This window comes from uncultured Intestinimonas sp., from assembly GCF_944387725.1.
Lineage (GTDB): Bacteria > Bacillota > Clostridia > Oscillospirales > Oscillospiraceae > Intestinimonas.
Genome location: NZ_CALXGA010000014.1, coordinates 1 through 14,615 on the forward strand (window position 1 = coordinate 1; position 14,615 = coordinate 14,615).

At 63.6% G+C, this 14,615-nt stretch carries 17 protein-coding genes; 5 read left to right on the plus strand and 12 right to left on the minus strand.

Going from position 1 to position 14,615, the window contains the following annotated elements:
- Window positions 1-154: 154 nt before the first annotated feature.
- The 10 genes from Q0K09_RS03575 to larA all read right to left on the minus strand — a co-directional run bounded on the left by Q0K09_RS03575 (window position 155) and on the right by larA (window position 8,266).
- Complete coding sequence (locus tag Q0K09_RS03575) at window positions 155-592, minus strand: Rrf2 family transcriptional regulator (RefSeq protein ID WP_294473007.1); 438 nt, start codon at window positions 590-592, stop codon at window positions 155-157.
- A gap of 224 nt (window positions 593-816) precedes the next feature.
- Window positions 817-1,665, minus strand: coding sequence for a 3-hydroxybutyryl-CoA dehydrogenase (locus Q0K09_RS03580; RefSeq protein ID WP_294473011.1), 849 nt, complete (start codon window positions 1,663-1,665; stop codon window positions 817-819).
- A gap of 95 nt (window positions 1,666-1,760) precedes the next feature.
- Window positions 1,761-2,537, minus strand: coding sequence for an enoyl-CoA hydratase-related protein (locus Q0K09_RS03585; protein ID WP_294473013.1), 777 nt, complete (start codon window positions 2,535-2,537; stop codon window positions 1,761-1,763).
- 124 nt (window positions 2,538-2,661) lie between these two features.
- Entirely contained in the window at window positions 2,662-3,072 is a 411-nt protein-coding gene (locus tag Q0K09_RS03590) for a DUF554 family protein (RefSeq protein ID WP_294473015.1), read from the minus strand.
- A 136-nt stretch (window positions 3,073-3,208) separates the two neighbouring features.
- Window positions 3,209-3,508 carry a DUF554 family protein gene (locus tag Q0K09_RS03595; protein WP_294473113.1) on the minus strand — a complete coding sequence of 100 codons (300 nt, stop codon included), beginning with the start codon at window positions 3,506-3,508 and terminating at the stop codon, window positions 3,209-3,211.
- Window positions 3,509-3,545: 37 nt separating this feature from the next.
- Window positions 3,546-4,139 (minus strand): cytidylate kinase-like family protein, encoded by a 594-nt coding sequence (locus Q0K09_RS03600; protein ID WP_294473017.1) that lies wholly within the window; start codon window positions 4,137-4,139, stop codon window positions 3,546-3,548.
- A gap of 152 nt (window positions 4,140-4,291) precedes the next feature.
- Window positions 4,292-4,510 carry a hypothetical protein gene (locus Q0K09_RS03605; RefSeq protein ID WP_294473019.1) on the minus strand — a complete coding sequence of 73 codons (219 nt, stop codon included), beginning with the start codon at window positions 4,508-4,510 and terminating at the stop codon, window positions 4,292-4,294.
- Between the two features lie 187 nt (window positions 4,511-4,697).
- Window positions 4,698-5,243, minus strand: a complete 546-nt coding sequence (locus tag Q0K09_RS03610) for a hypothetical protein (RefSeq protein WP_294473021.1) — start codon at window positions 5,241-5,243, stop codon at window positions 4,698-4,700.
- 273 nt (window positions 5,244-5,516) lie between these two features.
- A complete protein-coding gene (locus Q0K09_RS03615) occupies window positions 5,517-6,938 on the minus strand; it encodes an FAD-binding oxidoreductase (RefSeq protein ID WP_294473024.1) in 1,422 nt (473 codons plus the stop codon).
- 59 nt (window positions 6,939-6,997) lie between these two features.
- A complete protein-coding gene (gene larA / locus Q0K09_RS03620) occupies window positions 6,998-8,266 on the minus strand; it encodes a nickel-dependent lactate racemase (protein WP_294473027.1) in 1,269 nt (422 codons plus the stop codon).
- A 678-nt stretch (window positions 8,267-8,944) separates the two neighbouring features.
- Between larA and Q0K09_RS03625 the strand changes: the two genes are divergently transcribed.
- The gene (locus Q0K09_RS03625; RefSeq protein ID WP_294473030.1) at window positions 8,945-10,495 is read left to right on the plus strand and encodes an L-lactate permease; all 1,551 of its coding nucleotides are present in this window, start codon (window positions 8,945-8,947) and stop codon (window positions 10,493-10,495) included.
- A 330-nt stretch (window positions 10,496-10,825) separates the two neighbouring features.
- Here Q0K09_RS03625 and Q0K09_RS03630 read toward each other — a convergent pair whose 3' ends face one another.
- Window positions 10,826-11,038 (minus strand): hypothetical protein, encoded by a 213-nt coding sequence (locus tag Q0K09_RS03630; RefSeq protein ID WP_294473033.1) that lies wholly within the window; start codon window positions 11,036-11,038, stop codon window positions 10,826-10,828.
- A gap of 111 nt (window positions 11,039-11,149) precedes the next feature.
- On the opposite strand from Q0K09_RS03630, the gene Q0K09_RS03635 reads away from it, so the two are divergent.
- From Q0K09_RS03635 to Q0K09_RS03650, 4 genes are all read left to right on the plus strand, one after another.
- On the plus strand, window positions 11,150-11,998 hold the full coding sequence (locus Q0K09_RS03635; RefSeq protein ID WP_294473036.1) for a hypothetical protein: 849 nt from the start codon (window positions 11,150-11,152) through the stop codon (window positions 11,996-11,998).
- 106 nt (window positions 11,999-12,104) lie between these two features.
- Window positions 12,105-12,275 (plus strand): DUF1540 domain-containing protein, encoded by a 171-nt coding sequence (locus Q0K09_RS03640; protein ID WP_294473038.1) that lies wholly within the window; start codon window positions 12,105-12,107, stop codon window positions 12,273-12,275.
- Window positions 12,276-12,421: 146 nt separating this feature from the next.
- Window positions 12,422-12,994, plus strand: a complete 573-nt coding sequence (locus Q0K09_RS03645) for a xanthine phosphoribosyltransferase (RefSeq protein ID WP_294473040.1) — start codon at window positions 12,422-12,424, stop codon at window positions 12,992-12,994.
- A 3-nt stretch (window positions 12,995-12,997) separates the two neighbouring features.
- Window positions 12,998-13,414 (plus strand): PaaI family thioesterase, encoded by a 417-nt coding sequence (locus Q0K09_RS03650; protein ID WP_294473043.1) that lies wholly within the window; start codon window positions 12,998-13,000, stop codon window positions 13,412-13,414.
- 58 nt (window positions 13,415-13,472) lie between these two features.
- Here Q0K09_RS03650 and Q0K09_RS03655 read toward each other — a convergent pair whose 3' ends face one another.
- Window positions 13,473-14,603 carry an anaerobic sulfatase maturase gene (locus tag Q0K09_RS03655; RefSeq protein WP_294473045.1) on the minus strand — a complete coding sequence of 377 codons (1,131 nt, stop codon included), beginning with the start codon at window positions 14,601-14,603 and terminating at the stop codon, window positions 13,473-13,475.
- Window positions 14,604-14,615 lie beyond the last annotated feature (12 nt).

The window sequence follows — 14,615 nt, forward strand, 5'->3', positions numbered from 1 at the left end:
GCAGGAATCCTGGCGGATTTCAAGGAAAAATTGCGCCGTCCAGGGGACAAAAGACCCACCGGTTGGGCATGTTGACATGTTTCAAACAAGCCCTAGGTACCCCGTCATTTTATGACAGATTCCGGGGGGTGTCAAGGAAAAACCCCGCCCGGCCCTACTGGGCGGCGGAGAGGGCGGCGGCCTTGCGGTGCTGGCGCTCCACCAGGTCGGCCAGGGTGATGTGGTCCACCACCCCGGAGACGGCCTGCTGAATCTCCCGCCAAACCTCCTGGGTGACGCAGATGCCGGCCCGACGGCAGCAGGCGCTGCCGTCCACGCAGCTCACCGGGGCCAGGCTCCCCTCCAGGGGCCGGAGAATCTCCCCCACGGTGTAGTCCGCCGGGTCCCGGGTCAGGAGATAGCCGCCCCCCGCCCCCCGGACGCTGCGGACCAGCCCGGCCCGGGACAGGGGGGTGACGATCTGCTCCAGATATTTATCGGAAATCTCCTGCCGCCGGGCCACGTCCCGCAGAGGGACCGGCTCACCGGCCTCGGACAGGGCCAAATCCAGCATCAACCGCAGGGCATAGCGGCCCTTGGTGGAAATTTTCATGGGTTGCCTCCTCGCTGCTGCAATCAGATTCTCTTGTGTTCCTATAATACCACAGGAATAGTATGTTTTCAAGCCCGGTTCCGGGTTTTTCTTTTCCGCCGGGGCCCCGTTTGACCCGGGGGCATAAAAACAGCCGCAGGCATATGCCTGCGGCTGGCCCGGCCACACCGAAGCGGCCGGAGCAAAAGGGGAGGGAAGCGATGGGCCCGAAAGGGAGACGGGCCTTACTTGCTGTAATCGAAGAAGCCCTTGCCGGTCTTGCGGCCCAGCTGGCCGGCGCGGACCATCTTCCGCATCAGGAGGGAGGCCCGGTATTTGGGGTCGTGGGTCTCGTTGTAGAGGGTGTCCATGATGGCCAGGCACACGTCCAGGCTGATGAGGTCGCCCAGAGCCAGGGGGCCCATGGGGTGGTTGGCGCCCAGCTTCATGGCGGTGTCGATGCCCTCGGCGGAAGCCACGCCGGTGTAAAGCAGGTCGCAGGCCTCATTGATCATGGGGATGAGCACCTTGTTGACCACGAAGCCGGGGGCCTCGTTGACCTCCACGGGCTCCTTGCCGATCTCCACGGACAGGTCCCGGATGGTGTTGAAGGTCTCGTCGGAGGTCTTGGCCCCCCGGATGACCTCCACCAGCTTCATCACTGTGGGAGGATTGAAGAAGTGCATCCCGATGAACTTGTCCTCCCGCTTGGTGGCCGCGGCGATGGCGGTGATGGAGATGGAGGAGGTGTTGGTGGCCAGAATGGTCTCGGGCTTGCAGATCTTGTCCAGCTCGGCGAAGATGCTCTTCTTGATGTCCAGGTTCTCGATGGCGGCCTCCACCACCAGATCGGCGTCGGCGGCCAGGTTCAGGTCGGTGGTGAAGGTCAGCTTGTCGGTGATGGCCTTCTTGCCGGCCTCGTCCATCTTGCCCTTGCTCACCAGCTTGTCCAGGCTCTTGTTCAGCCGGGCCTCGCTGGCCTGGATGATCTCGTCCTTGATGTCCCGGACCACCACGTCGAAGCCCTTCTTGGCAAAGACCTGGGCGATGTCCAGACCCATGGTGCCGCCGCCGATGACGACTATCTTTTTCATACTCGAATACCCCTTTTCTTTTTGTTGTTCGCTGGGAAAGCCCCACAGAATCATCCGCCAGACCTGGTCGTCCGGCCGGGCGATGACAGGGGCCATTACTTATTCTGGAAGTGCTTCTCGGCGCGCTTCTCCAGGAAGGCGCTCATGCCCTCGGTCTGGTCCTCGGTACCGAAGCAGACGCCGAAGGCCTCGGCCTCGAAGGCGGAGCCGGTGGTGATGTCGGTCTGCATCCCCATGCGGATGCACCGCTTGGACTCCTGCACGGCGATCTGGGCGTTGGCGCAGATGGCCTGGGCCAGCTCCATGGCCTTGCCCATGAGCTCCTCCGGGGGATAGACCTCGCTGACCAGACCGATGGCCTTGGCCTCGGCGGCGCTGATGGTCTTGGCGGTGAGGATGAGCTCCATGGCCTTGCTGATGCCCACAATCCGGGGCAGCCGCTGGGTGCCGGCGAAGCCGGGGGTGATGCCCAGGCCCACCTCTGGCTGGCCGAACTTGGCCTTCTCGCTGGCCAGACGGATGTCGCAGGCCATGCACAGCTCGTTGCCGCCGCCCAGGGCGAAGCCGTTGACCGCCGCGATGACGGGCTTGGCCATGTTCTCCAGCTTCAGGAAGACACCGCCGCCGTGGACGCCGAATTTCTTGCCCTCGATGGAGGTCAGGTCCCGCATCTCGCCGATGTCGGCGCCCGCCACAAAGGAGCGCCCCGCGCCCGTGAGGATGACCACATAGATGTCTTCGTTGGCCGCCACCTCATCGATGGCCGCATCCAGATCATTGAGCACCTGGCTGTTGAGCGCGTTGAGCGCCTCCTGCCGGTCGATGGTCAGGATACCCACATGGCCCTGCTGTTCCACTTTTACAAATCCCACGTTTCGATACCTCCTTATGTACTTAGGTCCCGCGATCCGGCCTGTGGGGCCGTGCCGCCTTACTTATCAGTATATCTGCTTTCTCCTCCATGTGCAAGCGGAAAAACGGAATTTTCCATAATTTTTAAGCATAGACCCTGGCCGCCATTTTTATCCAAAGAGGCCCCTCACTCCCGCCGCCAGGGGCAGGTAGAACAGGGGGAGGAAGATGGCGGGGAGCATGTTCCCCACCCAAAGCTTTTCCCGGCCCAGGCCCAGCATATTGAGGCCGACGCCCACGATGAGGGTCCCCCACGGCGCTCATCTCCGTCATGGCGGCGGTGCTCAGCAGGGGGGCGGCGGAGAAGGCCACCCCCAGGCCCAGGGCGGAGGCGAAGGAGATGGCCATGACCCCGTCGATGACGCTCTTGGAGACCAGGATGCCGTACCGGCCCCGAATGCCCGCCTCCATGGCCCCCATAATGGCCTTGGGCCCACGCAGAAGAGGACCGAGGCGGTGACGAAGCCCTAGGGCTTGTTTGAAACATGTCAACATGCCCAATCAGCGGGGCTTTTGCCCCCTGGACGGCGCAATTTTTCCTTGAAATCCGCCAGGATTCCTGCGAAAAAATTGCTTGCCAGCGGCCCAAAATCCCTCCCTGCCGGACACATCGCCAATTTTCAAACAAGCTCTAGGTGAAGCGGCCTCCCCCGCCGCCCCGGACCAGCCTTTGGCGCAGCAGCTCTCCGGCGGCGTCCAGGCGGGCCTCGATGCCCAGGAGCTCCCCCAAGACGGTCCCCGCCGTCATGCAGACGATGACGCAGAGGGTGTCCTCGGTGGCGATGGCGGAGGGGAAGCCGATGGCCAGGACGCACAGGCCCATAGCGTGGGAGAGGATGGTGTGGAACCGCCCGCCGATATGGTTTTGAAAGAGGACGCCCACCAGACTCCCCAGGAGAATCAGGCCGGCGTTGAATAGGGCAGCGGGTATGGGACAGGGCCTCCGTTTCCATAGAGGGGGTGCGGGATCAGGGCCGCAGGCCCTGTTTTTCCGCCAGGAGAAGAATCAGGTCCGCCACGGCGTCCAGGCCGATGGTGCTGTTGACGGCCAGGTGGAAGTGCTCGGCCTGGCCCCAGACCCGGTTGGTGAAGTGCTCGTAGTAGGCCGCCCGGCCCTTATCCTGTTTGAGGACGTAGGAGCGCAGGTCGGAGGCGTCCACCTGGTAGGTCTCCCGGGTGCGGAAGATGCGCTCGTCCAGGGGGGCGTGGAGGAAGATGTTCAAAACCCCCTCCTGCCGCTGGAGGACATAGTCGGCGCAGCGGCCCACGATGACGCAGGGGCCCTCGCCGGCCACCCGGCGGATGACCTCGCTCTCGGCGATAAACACCTGGTCGGTGACGGGCAGGTTGTGGGCGCTCATGTAGAGGTTGTAGAGAAAGCTGCTGGTCTTCTTCTGCTCGGCCTGGCGGATGAAGGCCTCCGAGAGGCCGGTCTCCTTGGCGGCCAGGTCGATGACGGCCTTGTCGTAGAAGGGGATATGCAGGGTCTCCGCCACCCGCTGGGCCACAATGCGCCCGCCGGAGCCGAACTGACGGCCGATGGTAATCACGGTATGTGCCATAAAAATCCCTCCTGTTCTGGCCTGAGTATACCACAGGGAGGAAGAAAAAGCCATGGGCAGATTTGGGGTTAGGGCTTGTTTGAAACACAGCAATGTGCCCAGCGGCCCAAAATCCCTCGCTGCCGGACACATCGCCAATTTTCAAACAAGCCCTAGGGGAGCTTTCGGAGCAGGTCCTCCAGCAGCAGAGAGCCCAGGAGGGCGATCCCCAGCAGGGCGGCGGCGGAGGACTGGAGGGTCTGGGCGTACCGCAGGGCCAGCCAGGCGGGCTCTCCGGCGGTGAGCAGGAGGATGGCGGAGAGGAGCAGGGCGCAGGTCAGAGCCAGGCCCCGGGTCAGCAGGAAGTGGGGAAGGGGGTGGAGCTGGGTCATGGGGATACCTCCGGGGATTTGGGATGGCTCCATCATACCAGCCGCCGGCGGCGCTGCCAAGGGGCAAAGATTTGCCAGGGCCCCGCCCTGGGGGGAGGCCCCCCGGCAGGATGCCGGAACCCCTTCCGGCTGGAAGCCGAACCCTGCGGCGGGAGCCGCAAGCCTGTTCCGGCGGGGCGCCGGACCTTTAGGAGGCACCGCCGCCAGAGACTGCCACTTGGGCAAGGGGATTTCCCACCTCTGTGTTGTCGGCCAGCTCGGCGGGGTCCACCGGCTCCTCCTCGGGGGCCTCCTCCCCCCAGAGGGAACGGTGCTCCTCGGCCTCTTCCCTCTGCGCCATCAGGGCCGCGTTCTTGGCGGCCATGTACAGCTCCGGGCTGTACTCCAGCAGCCGCTGCTCGTCTGTGCTTGGCACGCGGTCCCCCCTGGAAATGCGGCGGACGACCTCTAAAATCTTGATGAGCTCCTCGGCTGCCTCGGCGGCCGCCTCGCTCTGCTGGCGCGTCGCCTCAGCGTTTCTGATGTTGAAGCTCAGGGCGGAGAGATCTTCAGCCACCTTCCTGGTCTGCTCATACTCCTCCTCCACAGCTTGCAGCTCTTTAGTGAGCTCCAGCCGGTCAAAGCTGCCGCCGGCGGACGCCTTCTCCTCCAGCAGTTCTGTCAGCTGTCTCTTTTGGATGCGGAGCTCCTGGAGCCGGTTGGACGTGATCTTCTGCACTTCACTCAGTTTCATGTTGCAGCCTCCTTCTGAATGGATAGAAAAGACGGTTCTATATTGTATTTCGCCCAAGACAGAAGCCAGGTAAGTAGGAGGGGAATATTTTGTTAAAATTGACGGACAGCCATGCTCCCCGCCGGGCAGGCGGCCCTCCAGCGGGGCGCCGGACCCCCCAAGGGGGCCCCAGGACTGAGGGGGCCTCACCCCCAGACAGGGCACAAAGGAAGAGCGGGAGCGCCTTTTGCCGCGCTCCCGCTCTGTATGGATGCTATGGGGCGGACAAGGGGCTTACAGCTTGTAGCACACCTTGCCGGGGTTGAGGATGAGGTTGGGGTCGAAGACCTTCTTGATGCCCTCCATGAGCTTCATGTTGGTCTCGCCCACGGACCGGGCCAGATAGTCGATTTTGCCCATGCCGATGCCGTGCTCGCCGGATACCAGGCCGCCCATCTCGATGGCCTTGTCGTAGATGTGGGTCATGAAGTCGGCCACCTGCTTCTTGAACTCATTGAGGTCCATGTCGTTGGCGCAGGTGTAGATATGGAGGTTGCCGTCGCCGGCGTGGCCGAAGCTCTTGACCTTGAAGTCGTAGTTGGGCTCGATGCTCTTGAAGTAGAGGACGAAGTTGGCCACGTCGCTCACCGGCACCACCACGTCGCACTCATCCAGCAGCTTGGTCTGCTCCTCGATGCCCTCCAGGAAGGAGGAGCGGGCGGCCCAGGCGTCCTTCATCTTGGCGGGGGTGTCGGCCACCAGCACGTCCAGAGCGCCGGCCTCCAGCACCATCTCCGCAGCCTGCTCCACGATGGCGTCGATCTCGTCCTGGGTGTTGCCGTCGAAGGTCACCAGCAGATAGGCGCCCACGTCGGTGCCCCCCACGTTCCGGGGAAAGACCGCCTTGCCCAGGTACTCCTCGGAGGAGATGAGGATCTCCTTCTCAAAGAACTCCAGGGCCTGGGGGTTCATGTGGTTCTGCTTGAACTTGGGCACGGTGGAGATGGCATCGGACAGGTTCTCAAAGGGGACGATGAGGCTCACGGTGACCTTGGGGGCGGGGATGAGCTTCAGGGTCAGCTCGGTGATGACGCCCAGGGTGCCCTCGGAGCCGATCATCAGGTTGAGCAGGGAGTAGCCGGAGGAGGTCTTGGACACGTTAGAGCCGAACTTGACCACCTCGCCGGTAGGGAGAACCACCGTCATGGCAGAGACATAGTCCCGGGTGGCGCCGTACTTCACGGCCCGCATACCGCCGGCGTTGGTGGCCACGTTGCCGCCCAGGGTGGCGAATTTCTCGCCGGGATCGGGGGGATAGAGGAGGCCCTGCTTCAAGGCGTCCTCGGCCAGGTCGTTGAGGAGGACGCCGGGCTGGACCCGGACCACGAAGTTCTCGGTGTCATAGCCCAGGATTTTCTTCATCTTGGTGGTGCAGATGACCACGCCCCCGGCAATGGGGGTGCAGGCGCCTACCAGGCCGGTGCCGGCGCCCCGGCAGGTCACCGGGATGCGGTTCTCGTTGCAGATCTTCAGGATGGCGGAGACCTCCTCGGTGGAGGTCACGTCGATGGCCACCTCGGGCATCCGGGTGCCGTAGATGGGCATCTCGTCCCGGGCGTAGTCGGCGTTGACGTCGGCGCCGGTGTAGACCTGGCCGGAGACCACGGCCTGGAGCTGCTGGATGATCTCAGGGGTGACGGAATTGTACTGAGCCATAGTGATTTACCTCCTAAAAATGGTGCGGAATCTTCACCAACTGGGTAGTCGTAAGGGGGTCAGGACTCCACGATGACGGAGATGCCGTTGGGGATGACGACCAGATGGGCGTCGGGCCCCTTGGCGGCATAGGCCCGGTCCAGGGCGGCATCCAGGTCGGGGGCGTACTCCAGCTTCATCTCTTCCAGGGGCTTCTGCATGGCGGGCTCGGAGACGAAGATGATCCGGTGCTTGAGCATCATGCGGCAGAGGATCTGGTACTCCCACTGGTCCGGGTCGGTCTGGTCCATGGGGGTGGCCAGGATGCGGTCCATGAGCTCCTGGATGGTGACGCACTCATGGAGGGCCCGGTAGAAGCTCTCTCCGCCCACGCCGTCGTTGCAGCGGGTGGAGATGATGAGGATGGCCCCGGGGGCGGCGGCGGCCTCAGCGGCGGTGAGGCCCTTCACTGACTGGTAGACGTTCTGGTCCAGGGGTGCCCCGCCGTTGGAGGTGATAACAATGTCGCCCTTTTTCTGGGGCTTCACCCGGCAGTAGCCCTTTAAAAACTCGCAGCCGGCCTCGTGGGCCTGGAGGGGGTCCCCGGCAAAGGCGGCGGCCACCTTCTTGTCCTCGTCGATGACCACGTTGACGATATACTGGAGCTTGGCCAGCTTGGCGGCGGCCACCATGTCAATGTGGAGGGGGTTGCCCTCGAGAATGCCCGTGCGGGCGTAGGGGGAGTCGATGAACTTAGAGCAGTGGTTGCCCAGCACCGTCACCTGGTCGCAGATGCCGGGGAGGACGCTCTTCCGGCCGCCGGAGAAGCCGGCGAAGAAGTGGGGCTCGATGAAGCCCTCGGCCAGCAGCAGGTCGGTCTCGGCGGCCAGGCGGTCGATGACCAGCCTGGCCCCGGAGGGGAGCACGCCGATCTCCACGTTGGAGGCGGCGTCCCGGCTGTTGTGGCAGACGAACTTCTCCCGGCTGGCCATCTCCTCGCCCACCTTGGCCGCCAGCTCCTGCCGGGTGATGTCCCGGTGGTAGCCGGTGGCCACCAGGAAGGTGATGTCGATGTCGGGATTGCCCTCCCGCAGCTCGGCGAGCATGAAGGGGAGGATGTGCTTGCTGGGGACGGGGCGGGTGTGGTCGCTGACGATGATGGTGGCGGTCTTTTTGCCCCGGGCCAGCTCAGAGAGCCGGGGGGAGCCGATGGGGGCGGCCATGGCCTTTTGGACCAGCGCGTCCTCACTGCCCTCCGCCTTCAGAGTCCCGATCTGAGACTCCAGAATCTCTGCGCCGGAGACATCCCGGCGAAGCTCGGCGCCGGTGACGCCGTACGGAATACGCAAGGTGATCCCTCCAAATAACAGAATTTTGATTTTATGGTGATCCCTTTCGACCGGCTTGAAATTTCTTGATATAGCTGTGGGTCCAAAGAAAAAAGAATCATTCCGAATACAACAGAGTAAAGTCTGCGTATTTCCAGGGCGATAACACCATAGATAAATTAGCTCCAACGCCTTCTGCTGCAAGGAGCTGCAATTCGCTGATGCAAAGGGATAACCATATTTGATTTTTGTGCTTTTTTGCTGGGGGCGTGGCGTGCGGGGCCGTCCCGGGGATTGGCCCCACCCTTCTGTTCGGTCTGACGGTTGTTTCGCACGTTTATTATGAGAATAGTTTAGCACGTTTTTCGGAACACGCAAGTTTTTTTGACCAAAATCATGGAATTCTATATTTCGCACAATTTGTAGGACCAATTTTCGGCGAATTGTAGGAAAATCAAATTTTGGCGTATTTTCTATGGACATCCCGGGGAAATGGCGGTAAAATAACCCGGAAATTCGTGTGCCGGCGCCGGGACGGACAGGAGGGACTGGGCCGGGGGCAGGCCGGTGCACAGAGAAAAAGCGGCCTGGTCTCCACAAATTGGTAGTACCAATATAGGGCCGATGGGGGGGCCAATGGGAGGAGGCCCGGCCGGCACGAGATTTGACAGAGGTGAAATTATGTTGGAGACTGTAGGAATGGGTATTTTGGCGATGCTGCCGATCATCTGGCTGATCGTGGCGCTGACAGGCCTGAAGATGGCGGGACACAAGGCGTGCCTCATCGCCCTGGTCATCACAATCGTGGAGGCGCTGTTCCTGTGGCAGATGCCGGCCATTGACTGCGCCACCTCGGCGGTGGAGGGCTTTGCCTCGGCGCTGTGGCCCATCATTCTGGTCATCATCGCCGCCATCTTTACTTACAACCTGACCTTGAAGACCGGGGCCATGGACGTCATCAAGCAGATGCTCACCGGCGTCTCCGCCGACCAGCGGGTGCAGGTGCTCCTCATCGGCTGGTGCTTCGGCGGCTTCATGGAGGGCATGGCCGGCTTCGGCACCGCCATTGCCATTCCCGCCAGCATGCTGGCGGCCATGGGCATCAACCCCCTCACCGCCTGCCTGGTGTGTATGCTGGCCAACGCCTTCCCCACGGCCTTCGGCTCGGTGGGCATTCCCACGGTGACCCTCTCCAATGTCACCGGACTGGACCCCCTGCTGCTGGCCTTCACCACGGTGCTTCAGATGGTGCCCTTTATGATCCTGGTTCCCTTCCTGATGGTCATTGTGGGCGGCGGCGGCCTCAAGGCCCTCAAGGGCATGGTGGGAATCACCCTGGTCTCCGGCGTTACCTTTGTGGCGCCCCAGCTGGCGGTGGCCCGGTTCATCGGCCCGGAGCTGGCCGTCATCGTGGGCTGTGTGGTGAGCCTGGGCTGCACCATCCTCATGGCCCGGGCCCGGAAGAACGCCCCCGTGCCTGAGGAGTACAACATGAAGAGCGGCCAGGGGCAGGCCAAGGCCATCGACGGCCGGACCGCCCTGGTCTCCTGGATGCCCTTCATCCTGATCTTTGCGCTGCTGTTGGTGACCTCCAAGCTGGCCGCCCCCGTCAACAACGCTCTGGCGGTTTTCTCCAGCTCTATTCAGATCAGCACCTCGGCCAACGCCGGTGCCACCTCCTTCAGCTGGGTCAACACCCCGGGCATCTGGATCTTCCTGGCAGCCATCATCGGCGGCCTGATCCAGAAGGCCAGCGGCAAGGTCATGTGGGAGACCCTGGTGGCCACGGTGAAGCAGATGTCCAAGACCATTGTAACCATCATGTCGGTGCTGGCGGTGGCCAAGATCATGACCTACTGCGGCATGATCGACAATATGGCCGCCCTCTTCGTGGGCCTCACCGGCAGCTTCTTCCCCTTTGTCTCCCCCATCATCGGGGCCCTGGGCGCCTTCATCACCGGCAGCGGCACCAGCACCGAGGTGCTGCTGGGCGCCCTCCAGACCTCGGCGGCGGAGCAGATCGGCGTCTCCTCCTTCTGGCTGGCCGCCGCCAACTCCACCGGCGCCGGCATCGGCAAGGTGATCTCCCCCCAGTGCATCGCCACCGCCGCCGCCGCTGTGGGCCTGGTGGGACAGGACTCCAAGCTCCTTGGCGGCATGATCAAGTGGGTTGTGCTGGAGCTGGTGCTGGCCAGCCTGATCATCGGCCTGCTGGGCGGCATCCTCCCGCCCATCCTGGGCCTGGCCTAGGGCTTGTTTGAAAAATGTCAACATGCCCAACCGGCGGGTCTTTTGCCCCCTGGACGGCGCAATTTTTCCTTGAAATCCGCCAGGATTCCTGCGAAAAAATTGCTTGCCAGAGGCCCAAAATCCCTCGCTGCCGGACACATCGCCAATTTTCAAACAAGCCCTAAGGCCGGAACATTTCCCAGAGCAAAACAAGAGAAAACCGCGCCGCAGACCATACAGGGTCTGCGGCGCGGTTTTCAGGTTGCCCCAAAGGCGCAGATTGTCCGGATAGACGTCGGGGGAGCCGTGTGAAGGGGGAGCGGCGCCGTCCCCGGCGCGGCGCCGACGGCCTCACAGCCGCTGGAGGTCCCGGAGGGTATCCTGGATGACGGACTTTGGCAGGTACACCTGGGCGAAGCCGATGAGCTGCTGGAGGGTCAGGCTCCGGGCGGCGGGGACCATGGGGTGGCGGAGGAACTTTCCGAACCGCTTCTGAAAGACGGCGTAGGCGGCGGGATTGTCCAGCAGCTCTCCCACCAGGATTTGATTGCGGCGCAGGTCCAAAACGATCACCTCCCTCCACTCTATGCGGGGAGGCCGTCCCAGTTGCGCCGGGGGAAAAACTGTGATAGAATACCTCCACAGCTTATCGCAAGGTAAAGAAAGGAGCTCCTTATGCCCCGAAAGAAACAGCGCCCCCCGGGGGAGGTCCGCCGGGCGGCGGAGGTGGTCCAGCCCCGGAAGGGGGCGGTGGCCGCCCTCTATGTGGCCCTGCGCCTGGCGGTGCTGGCCGTCCTGGTGGCCCAGTTCCTCAACGGAAACTTTGAAAACGTCTTTTTGTGCCTGCTGACCCTGGTGCTCTTCCTGGTGCCCTCCTTCATCGAGCGGAAAATCCATGTGGACCTGCCGGACACCCTGGAGGTCATCATCCTCCTCTTCATCTTCGCCGCGGAGATTCTGGGGGAGATTCAGGCATACTATATCATGTTCCCCTACTGGGACACCATGCTCCACACCCTCAACGGCTTTTTGTGCGCCGCCATCGGCTTTGCCCTGGTGGACATTCTCAACCGCAGCGAGCGCTTTTCCATCACCCTCTCGCCCCTCTTTCTGGCCATCACCGCCTTCTGCTTCTCCATGACCATCGGGGTGCTGTGGGAGTTCTTCGAGTGCCTGATGGACCAGCTCTTCTGGCTGGACATGCAGAAGGATACGGTGGTCCATGCCATCTCCTCGGTGAAGCTGGACCCCACCGGGGGCAACACCCCCACGGGCCTGGGAGACATCACCGACGTCATCGTGGTCACCGCCGACGGGGAACAGGTTGCCCTGGGCCTGGGGGGCTACCTGGACATCGGCCTGCTGGACACCATGAAGGACCTCTTCGTCAACTTTGCCGGAGCGGTGGTCTTCTCGGTCATCGGCTATTTTTACGTCAAATCCCGGGGCCGGGGCCGCTTTGCCAGCCGCTTCATCCCCAAGGTGGAGCCCCTGCCGGAGACCGAGAACGCCGGGGACGCATAACCCGCCCGCCGCCGGGCATACTAGGGCCGTGGGGCGGAGCGGAGGACCCCGGCCTGGGGCCGGCGCCCCTCCGATGCGCCCTGCCAGACAAAGGAGGTCTTGTAGGATGGAAAGCAAGAACGCCAACCCCAGCATCGCCTGCACCGTGGAGAGCTGCACCCACCACTGTAAGGGCCAGAATTACTGCTCCCTCAACGAGATCAAGGTGGGCTGCACCAACGCCAGAGCCACCGACTGCGCCTCTACCGAGTGCGCCTCCTTCCGGCTGGGCGGCTGACCCTGCCGCCGGGCCCCGCCGCCCCGCGCCCCCTGAGGCCGGGGCGGCCTCTTTTTTTGCTTGCGCCTTGATTCCATACGCATTATAATAGGGGAAAGCGGGCCCGGTGCGGCGGCGCGGATTGACACAGAACAGGGAGGACGCAGATGGAGGAGCTGAAGAAACGCATTCTGAAGGAGGCCCAGGTGGGAGAGGGAGACATCATCCGGGTGGACATGTTCCTCAACCACTGCATCGACCCGGCCCTTCTGGAGCGGGCGGGAAAAGCCCTGGCCAAGGGCTTCAGGGGGGAACGGGTGGACAAGGTGCTGACGGTGGAGTCCTCGGGCATCGCGGTGGCCTGCTTCACGGCCCTGGCCCTGGGGGTGCCGGCGTTGTACGCCAAAAAATTCCAGAGCGGGTACATTGACCCCCACGTCTACACGGCGGAGGTCCACTCCTTTTCCCTGGAGAAGTCCTACACCCTCCGGGTGGCCCGGCGGTACTTAACCTCCGGCGAGCGGGTGCTGCTGGTGGACGACATTCTCTCCAGCGGCCAGGCCATTCTGGGCCTGCTGGAGATCGTCTCCCGGGCGGGGGCCCAGGCCGTGGGGGTAGGAGTGGCCATTGAGAAGGCCACCCGGGAGGGCGGCGCGGTGCTCCGGCGCATGGGGCTCCGGGTGGAGGCCCTGGCCACCGTGGCCCGGGTGGAGGACGGACAGATTCTTTTGGAGGGCTGAGTCATGGACAATCCAGCGCTGATGGACTTTATCAACCAGAACAACGCCTTTATGCGCCGCTGCGGCATCACCCTCACCCAGGTGACGGACCAGCAGGTGACGGCCCGGGTGGAGGCGGGGCCGGAGCTGTGGAACCCTGCCCACAACCTCCACGGCGGGGTGTACTTCACCATGGCGGACGCGGCGGCCACCACCCTCTGCCGGACCGACGGGCGGCAGTATGTGACCGCCGACAGCGACATCCGCTTCCTGCGGGGGACCACCGCCGGTACCGTCCTGGCCCAGGCGTCCTTCCTCCACCGGGGGCGGCGGAGCTGTGTGGTCCAGGTGGACCTCACCGACCCGGAGGGGCGGCTGCTGGCGGTCTTCACTGGCAGCTTCACCTGCGTGGGGGAGGACTACCGGCAGCCCCGGGGATGAGCACATGCACTGGCAGAAAAACGCCGGCGGGCCTTCTTGAAAAGGTCCGCCGGCGATGTTATGGCTCGCCGGTCCAGCGCTCGGTCAGCAGCCGGTAGAGCCTCTCCAGCCGGGGGTAGGCGTAGGGGAAGAAGGTGCGGTAGGACTCACAGTAGTAGTTCCGGCCAATGCCGTCGGGGCCGTAATCCCGGTCCCGGCGGCAGCCCCCCCGGCACAGGGGGAACCAGGTGCACGCCCGGCAGGCGGGGTCGGGCTGGGCGCTGGCCTCCACAAAGCCCAGCTCCGTCCGCCGGGCGTCCAGGTCTTGGAAGGAGTCGGTGTTCAGGTTCCCCAACCGGTAGGCGTCCAGCATGTAGAAGTCGCAGGGGTAGACGCTGCCGTCGGCCTCCACCACATACTGCATCCCGCACACCCCCAGCATCCCGCAGGCCTCCGGGGGCTGTCCGTCCAGCATCCGCAGCAGATTCTCAAAATAGCGGTGGTAGGTCCGCCGCCCGGCCAGGGCCGCCTCGTACCACACATCAAAGGCGGTGCACAGGTACTGCCCGAACCGGCGGGGGTTCAGGGACCAGGGCTGTTCCCCCCGGGGTTCCCCCAGGGGGTCCAGGCAGGGGATGTACTGCTGGTAGGTGAGGCCATTCTTGACATAGAATCGGTAAATCTTCCGAAAGCTCCGGCACAGGCCCCCGGTGAGGACGGTGAGGACGTTGACCTCCGCCCCGTGGCGCTGGAGACGCTGGATGGACCGGAACACCCGGTTGAAGGTCCCCCTGCCCTGGGGGTCCACCCGGTTGGCGTCGTGGAGGTCCTTGGCGCCGTCCAGGGAGACTCCCACCAGAAAGTGCTGCTCCGCCAGGAAACGGCACCAGTCGTCGTCCAGGAGCAGGCCGTTGGTCTGGAGGGAGAAGGAGAGGGCGCAGCCGTGGACGTTCCAGCGCGCCCCCAGCTCCACCGCCCGCCGGAAGAAGTCCAGCCCCGCCAGGGTGGGCTCCCCGCCCTGGAAGCAGATGGTGCAGCGCTCCTCCGCAGCCTCCAGGGCCTTCCGCAGGACCTGTTCCAGGGTCTCTGGAGACATGAGGCCGTAGCTGGGCACCGAGCGCTTTTGGGTCTCGTCGGCGTAAAAGCAGTACCGGCACCGGAGATTGCACATGCCGCTGGCGGGCTTGAGCATGAGGGTGAGATGGCGCATGACAGATCCTCC